The sequence below is a fragment of the Aeromonas sp. S8(2024) genome (genome assembly GCF_041403085.1).
Classification (GTDB): Bacteria; Pseudomonadota; Gammaproteobacteria; order Enterobacterales; family Aeromonadaceae; genus Aeromonas; species Aeromonas dhakensis.
Genome location: NZ_JBGLRF010000001.1, coordinates 454,951 through 468,750 on the forward strand (window position 1 = coordinate 454,951; position 13,800 = coordinate 468,750).

A 13,800-nucleotide genomic window follows, 5' to 3' on the forward strand; every position below is an offset into this window, starting at 1 on the left:
GAGTTCTTATAGATCCCTGTCGGAAAAGACAGATTCAAGGCGATCTGCGATTTGCAATGGAAGTTGATGCTTGGCCTCTTGCGCGGCCAGCAGGATCGCGTTACACAGGGCACGCCGTTCGGCACGCCCATGGCTTTTTACCACAATGCCGCGCAATCCTAACAGACTTGCACCGTTATACTGGTCGGGGTTCAGGTAAGAAAAACGTCGTTTGAACATAAATCCGGCGATACGGCCAAGAAAACTGCGTTTCTTGCGGGGATATCCGGCCAGTTGGGCCATCATCCGCACCACCCCCTCCGCCGTCTTGAGGGCGACGTTGCCGACAAAACCGTCGCAGACGATCACGTCGCAATCGCCGCTAAAAATTCGATCCCCTTCAACAAAGCCGACAAAGTTGAGCGCCTGGCACTGGCGCAGCAGTTCGGCACTGTGGCGCACCAGATCGTTCCCCTTGATCTCCTCCTCCCCCACGTTGAGCAGGGCCACCCTGGGAGTGGCAACCCCCTCCACCTTTTCAGCCACCACTGAGCCCATCACGGCAAACTGCAGCAGGGTGTCGGCATCGCAGCTGACGTTGGCACCGAGATCCAGCATCACGGTGCGTTGGCCGGACAGGGTGGGCAGCGCCTTGATGAGGGCGGGTCGGTCGACGCCGGGCAGGGATTTGAGCACGCATTTGGCCATGGCCATCAGTGCACCTGTGTTGCCGGCGCTGACACAGGCATCGGCTTCGCCGCCCTTGACCAGATTGAGTACGACTCGCATGGAGGAGTCTTTCAGGGTGCGCAGTGCCACGATCGGTTTGTCGCCCATCCCAACGACCTGGGAGGCATGTACAAAACGGACACGAGGGTGATTGAGCAAACCATGTTGCTGCAGGAGGGGGGTGGTCTGGTGCTGGTCACCGACCAGGATCAATTTCAGCTGGGGTAAAAGAGACAGTGCCTGCACGGCGGCAGGCACTGTTTCCGAGGGGCCAATATCTCCCCCCATGATGTCTAGCGCGACAGTTTGCGTAGACAAAGGCAATCCTTAAGCGATTACCTTTTTACCGCGGTAGAAACCATCGGCAGTCACGTGGTGACGACGATGAATTTCGCCACTGGTCTGATCAACAGTCAGGGCAGCGGTGGTCAGCGCATCGTGGGAACGACGCATGCCACGCTTGGCACGGGTTTTACGGTTCTGTTGTACGGCCATTGTAGGCTAACTCCTAAATTCACTTACGTTTAAGCTCTTCAAGAACTGCAAAGGGATTCGGCCGCTCATCAGCAGGTTCGATTTCACCCCAGGTCATCTCCATGTTACCGCGCGGGCAAGCATCCATAGAATGCATGGCCACCTGCGGCAACGAGAGGATGAGTTCATCCTCCAGGATTTGATGAAGATCCATCTCGCCGTTTTCGTCCAATTCAATGGGCTCATAAGCTTCCGGCAGTTCTTCCTCGTTTGTTCTTTCGAACAGCGGAGTGTAGATAAATTCAGCTTCACAGAGATGCTCGAATGTCTCTCCACAACGCTGGCAAACCAGGTCAACCTTGGCATGGGCAGTGCCTTTCATAACGGTCAACTTCTGGACATCTTTGCCAAAGTGCAGCGATACATCGATATCACTCCGCAAGCCTGCGGTTGATTCCTCCAGCCTGGGCATCTGCGACTTTTCCACTATCCCGACATAATCGAGCAGCTTCGAGGCACTACGGACTGGATCAACCTTTACGGGCAACTTCACCTTTTGCATAGGGCGCGAATATTATAGGTCCAACAACTGATAGTCAAAGGAAAAAGTCCTTACCGCCGATGATTTTAACCTCACAACCCCCGCACATGGCGGAACTTGCGCTCACCGGTGCCTGATTATGCCACAAACCTGCGGATCCGACACCGGATCCTGGCCGGATTTGCTGGTGCGTCAGGCCCCAGACAGTTGTCAGACCGTCCCGCCGTCACTTGCTTGTCCAATTCGCCCGCGCTTCCTCACCCTGCCGCAGTCAAGGGGTGGCGCTACAAGCACCATGCTTTCCACCACGTCGCTGATGAAGACAGGCACAGAGCCCCACCGGGGCGCCCTCCATCAGGCGGCGAATGGCGCGAAAACTCTGCAGCGCAGCGTCGGCAGCCATGGGATTGACGAGCCAGGCTGGCAGCGTGTCGCCCGGGTTGGTATAGGTTTCGAGGCGCACCAGCGTCGTGCCGTTCAGCTGAGGCAGCGCTTCCCAGCGTCCTTCACTGGTGCGGATCCGCACCCGGCCGGGATAAGGCGGCAAAGCATCGGGGGCCGCCCAGACGCTCAGCACCAGGCCGCAATCTGGCAGCCGTTGCAGGCGGGAATGGGTGATCAGCTCCCGGTCCTGTACGGGCCAGGGGGCTGCGAGGCGGGTATAGACAATATCCTCATCGGGGGCGGGCTTGGCTAATACCCTCACCTCCAGGCTTTGGGGCAGCCACTCCTGATGTCGACCGGTATCACGCAGCACCGCGAGCAGCGCCGCAGGGGGCGCTGCCACATACATCTCCAGTCGCAAGGCCAGAAAGGCGCCGGGTGGATGAGGGCGGGTCCACAGCAGTATGCCCTCCTCCCCTGCCTGCAGGTGCCAGCCTTGTCCCCAGACGGGCAGACAGAGCAGCCACAACAACCATGCCCCCAGCTTGTTCATCTCATCGCTCCGTTACCCCGCTCTTATGCTTATAGCCGTTTTCGGACGGGACAGAGACAGTCAGTGAACGGGGAGCCAAACCAAGTCACTCCATCAGCCAGATGTAGCCGACGCGCACTGTGTTCTGAGCAAGGCCAGCGCATCGAGCAGGATCACCCGCTTGCGACCACGGCTATATTTGCCCTCGCCGCCCGGTGGCGATACCATCGGCGCTTGCCCGTTTCTGAACCTGGATACCTGATTGCCATGTCGCACCCCCTGATCCTCGCCTCCACCTCCCGTTACCGCAAAGCCTTGCTGGAAAAGCTGGGCCTCCCCTTTGAGTGCGCTGCGCCCGAAGTCGATGAATCTGTGCTGCCCGGTGAAGAGGCACAGGCGCTGGTGGCCCGCCTTGCCCATGCCAAGGCCAGCGCCATTACCGGCCTGCGTGATCAAGGGCTGATCATCGGCTCGGATCAGGTATGCGTCTGCGATGGCCGGATCCTGGGGAAACCGGGAACGGTCGAACAAGCGGTAGCCCAGCTGATGGCGGCCCAGGGGCGCAGCATCACCTTTTATACCGGCCTGTGCGTACTGAATGCGGCCTCCGGCCTGGTCGAGCAGCTGGTTGAGCCTTTCACCGTCCATTTTCGCCAGCTGGATGAGGAGGCTATCCGCCGCTATGTGGAGGCCGAACGTCCCCTCGACTGCGCCGGCAGCTTCAAGTGTGAAGGCATGGGTATCGTGCTGTTCAAGGCTCTGGAGGGACGCGATCCCAATGCGCTGATCGGCTTGCCGCTGATCGGACTGATCGAACTGTTGGAGCGCCACGGCCTCTCTCTGCCCTGATGGAGGCAGAATGTTGGCAATAAAAAACGGAAGCCTTGGCTTCCGTTTTTTATTGCATCCCGGTGCTTGTCATCAACCCAGTAGCGCCCTCAGCTCCGCCATGGTATCGACCACCGCCAGCGGATGATGGGCCTGCAGGCGCCCCCGGTCGTGCACGCCCCAGCTTACGCCGATGCGCGGCATGGCCAGCGCTTCGGCCATCGCCATGTCGTGGATGGAGTCACCTATCATCACCGCCTGTGACGGGACCAGAGCCAGCTCGGTCAAGATCTGGGTCAACATCAGGGGATCAGGCTTGGAGTTGGCCTCATCCGCCCCGCGCGTGACGGCAAAGAGTGGCCGCAATCCGGTTTCATCCAGTACCCTGTCCAACCCCCGCCGTGACTTGCCGGTTGCCACCGCCAGCGCAATGCCCTGCTCGTGCCAGCCGTGCAGCAGCTCCCTCGCTCCGGCAAACAGGGGGCTGGGAGTAGCATCGTGCAGGTAGTGGTGGCGATAGCGGGCGATCAGAGCATTGGCTCGCTCACCGCCCTGCTCCAGGGAAAACAGCCGGGGGATCCCGACCTCCAGACTGAGGCCGATGATCTGATGAGTCTCAGTGGCGGTGGGTACCGGCTCGGCACAGTCACGGGCCGCGGCAGCCACGCAGGCCACTATCCGGCCCACCGAGTCCATCAGGGTACCGTCCCAGTCGAAAATGGCGAGCCGGATCTGCGTCATCAGCGTGCCAATCCGTTGAGGAAGGTCTCGAGCTCAGGCGACAGGGGCGCTTCGACCTGCATCTCGCGACCATCGGCCGGATGGGTAAAGGTCAGCCGCCAGGCATGCAAGAAGAGCCGTTTCAGGCCTTGGCTGCGCATTTTCTCGTCAAATGCCGCTTCTCCATACTTGTCGTCACACGCGATGGGGTGGCCGGCATGCAGGGTATGCACCCGGATCTGGTGGGTACGGCCGGTGATCGGGCTGCACTCAACCAGGGTCGCCTCGGCGAATTGACGGGCAATGCGAAACCGGGTTTCAGATGGCTTGCCATCGGCACTGACCCGCACGACCCGCTCGCCGGATTGCAGGTCATTTTTGCGCAGCGGCGCATTGACCACCTTGACGTGGGGTTGCCACTGGCCACGCACCAGCGCCAGGTACTGTTTGCGCATGGTCTTGATCCGCAGCTGCTCGTGCAGACTGCGCAGGGCGCTGCGCTTCTTGGCGACCAGCAGCACACCGGAAGTGTCGCGATCGAGACGATGCACCAGTTCCAGAAAACGGGCTTCCGGGCGCAGGGCTCGCAGCCCTTCGATGACCCCGAAGCTCAGCCCGCTGCCGCCGTGAACGGCCATGCCGGACGGCTTGTTGAGCACGATCATGGCGTCGTCTTCAAACAGGATCTGGCTCTCCAGACGCTGGATGCTACCAAGGTTGGCCGAGGGCAATTCGTTCTTTTCGGCGACCCGCACGGGAGGAACCCGTACCTCGTCACCGGCGCAGAGTTTGTACTCCGGTTTGATGCGCTTTTTGTTGACGCGCACTTCCCCCTTGCGAAGGATGCGATAGATCAGGCTCTTGGGGACGCCCTTTAGCTGAGTCTTGAGAAAATTGTCGATGCGCTGCCCGTCATGCTCAGCTTCGATGGTGAGCAGCTGCACTTGTTGTTGTATCTGTGTCATGACGCGGATTTTAACACTGCCGACGGCCCTTGGCTGCATGCTTTGTTGAAAAATGGCGCCTTGCTATAAAAGTGATTTAAATGGGATAATAAACAAGGTTTTGTCATTGTGTTCAAGCCTTGTACTAAGTGGCCAAAAATTATGCCACCCAATCCCGAAACACCGTGTATACAAGAACATGACGGTTCCCGGGTGCGAGGTACAGCGCATGGAGAACGCAAACAGAACCGCCTATTTGTCTCCACACCGGTATCCTTTTCATGCCTTCTCGAGAAGGCTGAACCAGAGTGCCCTTAGTTTGCGCCTCATGCATACCCCAACCGGGAGGTTGCCCCAGTATGCTGAAGACCCGAGGCCGGCGCCGGCAGGATCCTGTGGAGGAAATCAAAATGACAAAATAACGAGAACTCAATGAAAAGAATGCTAATCAACGCGACTCAGGAAGAAGAGTTGCGCGTAGCGCTGGTTGACGGACAACAGCTCTACGATCTGGATATTGAAAGTCCGGGACACGAGCAGAAGAAAGCGAACATTTACAAGGGCAAAATCACCCGCGTAGAACCCAGTCTCGAAGCTGCTTTTGTCGACTATGGCGCCGAGCGCCACGGTTTCCTGCCGTTAAAGGAAATCGCCCGCAATTACTTCCCCTCCGGTTACTCCTATCAGGGTCGTCCCAACATCAAAGAAGTGGTCCGCGAAGGCCAGGAAGTCATCGTCCAGATCGACAAGGAAGAGCGTGGCACCAAGGGTGCAGCCCTCACCACCTTCATCAGTCTGGCCGGCAGCTACCTGGTGCTGATGCCGAACAACCCCCGTGCCGGCGGTATCTCCCGTCGCATCGAGGGCGATGAACGGACTGAACTGAAAGAAGCCCTGAGCGGCCTGACCGTGCCGGACGGCATGGGCCTCATCGTGCGTACCGCCGGTGTGGGCAAGTCCCCGGAAGAGCTGGAATGGGATCTGAACGTTCTGCTCAACCACTGGGACTCCATCCACAAGGCGTCACAGAGCCGCTCCGCGCCGGTGCTGATCCATCAGGAAAGCAACGTCATCGTGCGAGCCATCCGTGATTACCTGCGCCGCGATGTGGGCGAGATCCTGATCGACAACCCGGTCATTTTCGAACGCGCCAAGTCACACATCGAGCTGGTACGTCCCGATTTCCTCAACCGCGTGAAGCTGTACAAGGGTGAAGTTGCCCTGTTCAACCACTTCCAGATTGAGAGCCAGATCGAGTCTGCCTTCCAGCGTGAAGTGCGCCTGCCCTCCGGCGGCAGCATCGTGATCGATCCGACCGAAGCGCTGACCTCCATCGATATCAACTCCTCCCGCGCCACCAAGGGCGGCGATATCGAAGAGACTGCGCTGCAGACCAACCTGGAAGCGGCCGACGAGATTGCTCGTCAATTGCGTCTGCGTGACCTGGGTGGTCTGATTGTCATCGACTTCATCGATATGACGCCGGTTCGCCATCAGCGCGAAGTGGAAAACCGTCTGCGTGAAGCCGTGCATCAGGACCGTGCCCGCATCCAGCTTGGCCGGATCTCCCGTTTCGGTCTGCTGGAGATGTCTCGTCAGCGTCTGCGTCCCTCCCTCAACGAGTCCAGCAGCCATATCTGCCCCCGTTGCCAGGGTCAGGGCGTGATCCGTGACAACGAGTCACTGGCGCTGTCCATCCTGCGTCTCATCGAAGAAGAGGCGATGAAGGACAACACCGAGCAGGTGCATGCTCAGGTGCCGGTCGATGTCGCCGCCTATCTGCTCAACGAGAAGCGCAGCTCCATCGCCAGCCTGGAACAACGCAATGATGTGCGTGTCTACATCATTCCGAACCAGCACCTGGAAACCCCGCACTACGAAGTGACCCGCATCCGTCAGAACGAGATCCCGGAAGCGGCCAGCTACGAGTTGAAAACCGAAATTGCCAAGCCGGTCTACCAGCCCAAACAGGCCCAGACCATCGAGCGCGAGCAGCCCCTGCTGCAAGGCTTCGTCCAGGCACCGCAACCGGCTGCGCCGGCGGCCCCCGCCCCTGTTGCAGCCCCGGTTGCCGAAGAGCCGGGCCTGTTCGGCAAGCTGTTCAAGAGCCTCTCCAACCTGTTCGGCGGCAATGCTGACAGCGCCGAGGTCACCGCGCCTGCCGAGAAACCGGCAACGCGCGAGGCTCGCAAAGAGGACGGTCACCGTCATCAGCGCGATGAATCCCGCAGCCGTGGTCAACGTGGTCGTCGTGACGACAACCGCAGCAGCCGCAACGGCGATGCCGGCGAGAAGCGCGAAGGCGTGGCCAGCCGCGAGAACGGCGAAGGCCGCAACCGTCGCCCGCGCAAAGAGCGTGAGCCGCGTCAGGAACGTGAAGCCCGTGGTGAGGTGCGCGAACAGCGCATGGAACGTGAACCTCGCGAGGCTCGTGAGCCGCGTCAGGAGCGCGAACCCCGTGCCCCGCGTCAGGCTCGTGAGCCCCGCGCTCCGCGTGAACCCCGTGCCGAGGTGGTGGTTGACACGCTGGACAGCGTAGAAGCCGTTGTCACCAACGTGGAACAGCGTCAGGAAAAAGAGCAGAAAGTGGCCGAGCGCCGCGAACGCCGCCAACTGCGCAAGCAGATCCGCGTCGATGCGCCTGCCGATGACGCCGCTGTTGCCCACGCTGCCGATGTAGCGCCGGTTGCCGCCGTCGATGCCGTTGACGCGACTGAACAGCAGGATGAGCAGGCAGAAGGCCAGCGTCGTTCCCGCCGAACTCCGCGCAATCAACGTATCGAAGGCCAACGCCGCAAGCGCATCAACGAAGAAGCTCGCAGCCAGCGTGACGATGAAGAGCAGACTGCCGAAGTCGCTGCACCGACTCTGACTGCCGCCGCGCAAGCCGATGCAGCCCAGGTCAAAGTGGAAGAGCCGGCTGTGCCCGTGATCACCATCCCGAGCGCTGAAGCCGTTGCTGCTGCCCTGCAGGCCTCCTCCGCCCTGACCGAGCACGTGGTTGCCGAGGCCGTCGCCGAAGAAGCCCGCGAGCAGGCCGAAGCCGTTGTCGCCGCTGAACCGGTAGCAACCGTCGTCGAAACCGCCCCCGTGGTGGCCGAACCGGTCATTGCTGCTGTTGAAGCCGCGCCTGTTGCAGTGGAAACCGTGGTAGAGGCGGTCGTTGAGCCCGTACAGGCTGTTGAGACTCCGGTTGTCGAGACCAAGCCGGTTGTGGAAGCGACCGTCGAAACCGCCCCGGCAGTTGCAGACGTCGTTGCCGCACCGGCCGTTGAACCGGTTGCCGCTGTGGCCGAGCCTGTTGTCGCTGCAGAGACTGCCAAGGTTGAACCCGCAACCGCAGCCCCGGCTGCCAAGCAGGTCAAGCGCGGTGGCAGCCTGCTGGCTGGTGCCCGCAAGGCCTCTGCCCCGATGGCAACTCCGGCCGCCGCCCCTGCCCTGCCGGCACGCAAGCCGGTCGAGTATGCACCCTTGGTGCGCAGCGAAGTGGCCACTTCCGGCCGCCATGGTGGCAGTACTGCCGCCGTCAACGTCGCTACCAGCCCGGCCGGTCGTCCCTGATTGACCCGCTAGCCTGATAAAAGAGCCACACAGTGTGTGGCTCTTTTTTTATCTCTCTATGTAGCTCGTATTGACCCAGGAGCAGCGCCTGCAACCCGGTCCATTACCGTCTGCTCATCTTCTTTATGCCACTCTGTGCAAACCTAACCCTGGCTTCTCGCACTGCTGATGGTTACCCGTCATGCTTCCCTACCCCACTATCCAGGCTTCACGCTTCTGATACATCCATATGATCTGAAACCCCGGTCGTTTTACGACAGCAGACATGGTCAGTTGAAACCGCGGTTAATACGGCTTGCTCCCCCCCATTCCCGCCGGCTTTCCAAGCAGTGAAGCTGTGATAGCGGAGCAGAACATTGCTCATGGCGTTGCACACTGTCCATTTCTTCTATCGGATATTCACCAACGCACATCTGACTGCCTCGTTACATCATCTGAACTCTGCTGCTCGCGCCGATTGGCCTCCCCATGACTTGAGTGACTGGTCTAACGGGCCACATTTTTGTTGATGTCAAATCCCCTCGCTTTGTAGACGGGTTTCTTTGAAGGTCGTGATATGGGTGAGATCAGTGACGAGTCTTTTACATTGTTTTCAAATATTTAGTTTGATGGCATATAACGAGAGCATTGGCATCCTCGTCAACTACGAAGGTATGGCTGAGTGTTTGTTTTGAAGACATGAAAAAAGGGCCCTTGGGGCCCTTTTGACAATCAGATGGAACTGGTTCAACTGAACAGATGGTTGCTGATCAGGAACAGACCACCGGAGAGCAGCATGGTGAGCGGCAGGGTCAGCACCCAGGCCATCAGAATGGTCTTGATGGTCTGGCTCTGCAGACCCGACTTGTTGGCCACCATGGTCCCCGCTACCGCAGAGGAGAGAATATGGGTGGTGGACACCGGCATGCCGGTCAAACTGGCGATACCGATGGAGGCAGCTGCCGTGATCTGGGCTGCAATCCCCTGGCTATAGGTCATGCAGGAGGAGCCGATCTTCTCGCCTACCGTGTAGACGATACGACGCCAGCCCACCATGGTACCGCAGCCAAGCGCCAGGGCGATGGAGACGATAACCCAGGTCGGCGCGTATTCGGCGGTCGCGGTCAGATCCTTGCGCCATTTGGCCAGATCGGTCAGCTCCTTGGCCGGCAGCGGCAGCTTGGAAACCTTGCGGGCGGTATCGTCGATGCACAGCAGCAGGCGACGTACTTCACGGCGATCGGTCAGGTCCATCTCTTCATAGGTGCGCACCTGGGCAAGACGATTGTCCAGGGTGGCCATGGCCTGCAATGCACCGGAGGCGGCGCAGTGGGTCATCAGCTCTTCCTGGGCCTGGGCAGGCACCTTGAAGTCCACCACCTTGGAAACCAGCTCATGGTTGCGCTGATAGATCTCCATGATGCGCTGGTTGGCATCCTGGGTGCGATCCAGATCGTAGGAGCGGCTGTTCATATCCAGCGCGAAGTAGGCCGGCGCCATGCAGATCAGCACCAGCATCACCAGACCGATACCCTTCTGGCCATCGTTGGAGCCGTGCACGAAGCTGACCCCCATGGCAGAAGCTACCAGCGTGAGGCGAGCCCAGAACGGCGGATGCTTCTTGCCATCCACCAGCAGGCGCTCTTCCGGTGTTTTGTGGATCTTGCTGCTCTGCCAGACACGTTTCATGGCAAACAGCAGTATGGCCGCAATGATGAAACCGACGGTGGGCGAGATGATGAGGGAGAGCATGATATCGATCGCTTTGCCGACGTTGATGCCTTCCTGCAGCGGTTGATGGTTGATCCAGGCATAGGCGCCGCCTACCCCCAGGATGGAGCCGATCAACGTGTGCGAGCTGGATGCGGGGATCCCGAAGAACCAGGTGCCCAGGTTCCACACGATAGCGGAAAACAGCAGGGAGAACACCATGATAAGACCCTGGGTAGAGTCCATTCCGAGCAGCAGATCGATGGGCAGCAGGTGAACAATGGCATAGGCCACCCCCAACCCGCCCATCATGACCCCGGCAAAGTTGAACAGACCGGAGGCCACCACGGCCGTATGTGCCGGCATCGCCTTGGTATAGATGACCGTTGCTACCGCGTTGGCGGTATCGTGAAAGCCATTGATGAATTCATAAGCCAACACAAAAAAAACGGCCAATACCAAACCGATTGACCACCACAAACCCAAACCACTAAACATTTCAAACATAAAAAACGAACCTGTTTATGAGTTGCGGCGGATTATGCCAGAAGGCTGGTAACGCCATACCCGTTGTTGAAATATTTCAGTAAGAAAAAAAAAGAGCATTCAGCCAAAAAATAGCTTAGCGCCAGTCACCATGCGGCTTGTCTTGGATTAATTAAACAGACCTTGCCTGACAAAAACAGTCCCCAAACGGGAACAATTCATCATTTCTGGCCACTCCAATCCCCCTCCACAGGTGCGCGTTGCGTCAATCTTGGACCGATCCAAAAGGGAAAATTGCACAAGGAACCGACAACTTCCCTGCCGACGCAGGTTGCCACCACCATGGATAAGGGCGCCGTTGCGGGCGCCCTTCTTTAGCATGTTGTCTCTTGTCGACGGCCAAGGATCACGCAGGCCAGATCAGTCCTGGTTGATGCGGCTGGCCACGGCGCCCTGCTGGCTCTTGTACTTGGCATTTTCCCGCTTGTTGTAGGGACGCGCCGCCACACCGGAGAGCATCTCGAAGTTCAGCGCACCGATCTTCATCTTGGGGCGCAGCGCCAGCGGCAGCTTGCCACCGTTGTAGAACTCCAGCACGATGCGACCGGACCAGCCCGGATCGATGCGGTGTGCGGTCACATGTACCATGAGGCCCAGGCGGGCCAGGGAGGAGCGGCCGTCGAGCCAGCCGACGATATCTGCCGGCAGGGTAACCGATTCATAAGTGACCGCCAGCGCCAACTGGCCCGGGTGCAGATAGAAGGCTTCCCCATCGGGAATGTGGATTTCGTCGCTCATCACCCGATCGATGGCATCGGCCATCTCGCTGCTCGGCCCGCTCAGATCAATATAGGGGGCGGTGTGATCGCGAAAGACCCGAAACTCGTTGCCCAGCAGCACGTCGACGCTGACGCCACTGATCCGTTCAATACCGGGTCTTGGCTCAATGACGATCTTGCCTTCATCCAGATGACGTTCGATATCGGTATCACAAAGACGCATTGGGCGACTCTCCTGACAAATTGTTCATTTAAAAAAGCCGGGCATCACCCGGCTTGATATCTCTCAACCGATCAACATATGGCGGATCCGCGCCTTGAGCATGTCGATGGCGATGCGGTTCTTGCCGCCACGGGGCACGATCACGTCCGCGTACTGCTTGGAAGGCTCGATAAACTGCAGGAACATGGGACGCACCGTCTTCTGGTACTGCTTGAGCACCGAATCCATGGTCCGGCCGCGCTCCTGCACGTCGCGCACCAGGCGGCGCAGCAGGCAGATGTCGAGCGGGGTATCCATGAAGATGGAGGCATCCATCAGATCGCGCAAGCGGCTGTCGGTCAGCAGCAGGATCCCTTCCAGAATGATCACCCGGCGCGGGGCAAAGGGGGTCACATCGCTCATGCGGGTGTGTTCGGTATAGGAGTACTGGGGTATGTTGACGGCATCCCCCTGCACCAGCTGGCTCAAGTGTTGTACCAGCAGGTCGTGATCCAGTGCGTTGGGGTGGTCATAGTTGGTCTTGACCCGCTCTTCCATGGTCAGGTGGGTCTGATCGCGATAGTAGCAATCCTCGGTGATCACGCCAATTTGACCGGCTCCCAGCTCGGCCACCAGCTCTTCATAGATGGTTTGGGCTATAAGACTTTTGCCGGACGCGGATGCACCAGCAATACCGATGATCACACACGAATGTTGAGTATCAGACATTGAAAAATACCTAAAGAGAAGAGCAGTGGGGATTGTTTAAACCGATCCATTATATAAAAAAGGGTGAGCCCTGCCCACCCTCAAATCCACCCCAAACGGCCGACCGCCGATTATTCATCCAGCGCCATGGTATAGAGGGGGGTCGCAATCGGTTTTCCGCTGAAATAGAGTTCAGCCCCCACCCGACGGGCCAGTTTCAGATAGGCCTCTGCCAGCTCCCCTTTCGGTGCGCCGAACACGGTCGGGCAGCCATCGTCCATGTGTTTGCGGATGTCGATGTGCAGTGGCAGCTGACCCAGCAGCGCCACCTGATACTGCTCGGCCATCTTCTGGCCGCCGCCGGTACCGAATATCGCCTCATGATGACCACAGGCGCTGCAGACGTGGTAGCTCATGTTCTCGACGATGCCGAGCACGGGCACATTGACCTTGTTGAACATGGCCACCCCCTTGCGCGCATCAGCCAGCGCCACGTCCTGAGGGGTGGTAACGATCACCGCTGCCGTGGTCGGTACCTGCTGGGCCAGGGTGAGCTGGATGTCGCCGGTGCCCGGCGGCATGTCCACCACCAGGTAGTCCACCTCGCCCCAGCGGGTCTCGTGGAGGATCTGGGCCAGCGCCTTGCTCGCCATGGGGCCGCGCCAGATGGTGGCATCCTGCTCGGAGACCAGATAGCCGATGCTGTTGCTCTTGAGGCCACAGGCCATCACCGGCTCCATCAACTTGCCGTCATGGCTGACGGGGCGCTCCTTGAGGGTTCCGGTCATGGTCGGGATGGAGGGGCCGTAAATGTCCGCATCCAGAATGGCGACTCGCGCCCCCTCCTTTTGCAGTGCCAGCGCCAGGTTGACGGCGGTGGTAGACTTGCCCACCCCGCCCTTGCCAGAGGCGACCACGATGATGTTGCGAATGCCCTGCACCGCCGCCAGCCCCTGCGCCCGCGGCATGCTGGCCACCTCGATCTCGCCCACCCAGTCGATACGGGTCGCACCGGTGACGCTGCGCAGCCGGGCATCGAAGTCCTGCTGGATCTGCTCGAACAGGGAGTGGCCGGCGAAAGGCAACACCAGCTTGATGGTCAGCGCCGAACCCTGTTTGTCGATGCTGCGTACGAAGCCGGCAGCCACCAGATCCTTGCCCCACCCTGTCGGCTTAAATTCGGCCAGGATCTGTTTTACTGAATCAATCACCATTAACTCCTCATTATCTTGTCATTATCTTGA

General features: G+C 59.4%; 12 protein-coding genes. 2 read left to right on the plus strand and 10 right to left on the minus strand.

The genetic code is table 11. The features are described 5' to 3' along the window. Positions 1-6: 6 nt before the first annotated feature. The 4 genes from plsX to ACB031_RS02000 all read right to left on the minus strand — a co-directional run bounded on the left by plsX (position 7) and on the right by ACB031_RS02000 (position 2,660). Positions 7-1,026, minus strand: a complete 1,020-nt coding sequence (plsX, locus tag ACB031_RS01985) for a phosphate acyltransferase PlsX (protein ID WP_017764487.1) — start codon at positions 1,024-1,026, stop codon at positions 7-9. A gap of 9 nt (positions 1,027-1,035) precedes the next feature. After that, positions 1,036-1,203, minus strand: coding sequence for a 50S ribosomal protein L32 (gene rpmF, locus ACB031_RS01990; protein ID WP_005300935.1), 168 nt, complete (start codon positions 1,201-1,203; stop codon positions 1,036-1,038). Between the two features lie 19 nt (positions 1,204-1,222). Beyond that, positions 1,223-1,744, minus strand: coding sequence for a 23S rRNA accumulation protein YceD (gene yceD, locus ACB031_RS01995; RefSeq protein ID WP_017785364.1), 522 nt, complete (start codon positions 1,742-1,744; stop codon positions 1,223-1,225). A gap of 250 nt (positions 1,745-1,994) precedes the next feature. Further along, positions 1,995-2,660: an START domain-containing protein gene (locus tag ACB031_RS02000; protein ID WP_017779015.1), complete on the minus strand. Its 666-nt coding sequence runs from the start codon at positions 2,658-2,660 to the stop codon at positions 1,995-1,997. Between the two features lie 246 nt (positions 2,661-2,906). Between ACB031_RS02000 and ACB031_RS02005 the strand changes: the two genes are divergently transcribed. Beyond that, the gene (locus ACB031_RS02005) at positions 2,907-3,488 is read left to right on the plus strand and encodes a nucleoside triphosphate pyrophosphatase (RefSeq protein ID WP_371138889.1); all 582 of its coding nucleotides are present in this window, start codon (positions 2,907-2,909) and stop codon (positions 3,486-3,488) included. A gap of 72 nt (positions 3,489-3,560) precedes the next feature. On the opposite strand, the gene ACB031_RS02010 is transcribed toward ACB031_RS02005, so the two are convergent. Both ACB031_RS02010 and rluC read right to left on the minus strand, forming a co-directional pair. Next, the gene (locus ACB031_RS02010; protein ID WP_371138890.1) at positions 3,561-4,208 is read right to left on the minus strand and encodes an HAD family hydrolase; all 648 of its coding nucleotides are present in this window, start codon (positions 4,206-4,208) and stop codon (positions 3,561-3,563) included. Beyond that, positions 4,208-5,152, minus strand: coding sequence for a 23S rRNA pseudouridine(955/2504/2580) synthase RluC (rluC, locus tag ACB031_RS02015; protein WP_205214720.1), 945 nt, complete (start codon positions 5,150-5,152; stop codon positions 4,208-4,210). The genes ACB031_RS02010 and rluC overlap by 1 nt, the downstream gene beginning before the upstream one ends. 411 nt (positions 5,153-5,563) lie before the next feature. On the opposite strand from rluC, the gene rne reads away from it, so the two are divergent. Further along, on the plus strand, positions 5,564-8,692 hold the full coding sequence (gene rne, locus ACB031_RS02020; protein WP_371138891.1) for a ribonuclease E: 3,129 nt from the start codon (positions 5,564-5,566) through the stop codon (positions 8,690-8,692). Positions 8,693-9,418: 726 nt separating this feature from the next. Here rne and ACB031_RS02025 read toward each other — a convergent pair. The 4 genes from ACB031_RS02025 to apbC all read right to left on the minus strand — a co-directional run bounded on the left by ACB031_RS02025 (position 9,419) and on the right by apbC (position 13,770). Beyond that, the gene (locus ACB031_RS02025) at positions 9,419-10,888 is read right to left on the minus strand and encodes an inorganic phosphate transporter (RefSeq protein WP_371138892.1); all 1,470 of its coding nucleotides are present in this window, start codon (positions 10,886-10,888) and stop codon (positions 9,419-9,421) included. Positions 10,889-11,287: 399 nt separating this feature from the next. Continuing rightward, positions 11,288-11,869 (minus strand): dCTP deaminase, encoded by a 582-nt coding sequence (gene dcd / locus ACB031_RS02030; RefSeq protein ID WP_005300960.1) that lies wholly within the window; start codon positions 11,867-11,869, stop codon positions 11,288-11,290. A 63-nt stretch (positions 11,870-11,932) separates the two neighbouring features. Beyond that, entirely contained in the window at positions 11,933-12,577 is a 645-nt protein-coding gene (gene udk / locus ACB031_RS02035) for a uridine kinase (RefSeq protein ID WP_005300963.1), read from the minus strand. 110 nt (positions 12,578-12,687) lie between these two features. Continuing rightward, a complete protein-coding gene (gene apbC, locus ACB031_RS02040) occupies positions 12,688-13,770 on the minus strand; it encodes an iron-sulfur cluster carrier protein ApbC (protein WP_017779010.1) in 1,083 nt (360 codons plus the stop codon). Positions 13,771-13,800 lie beyond the last annotated feature (30 nt).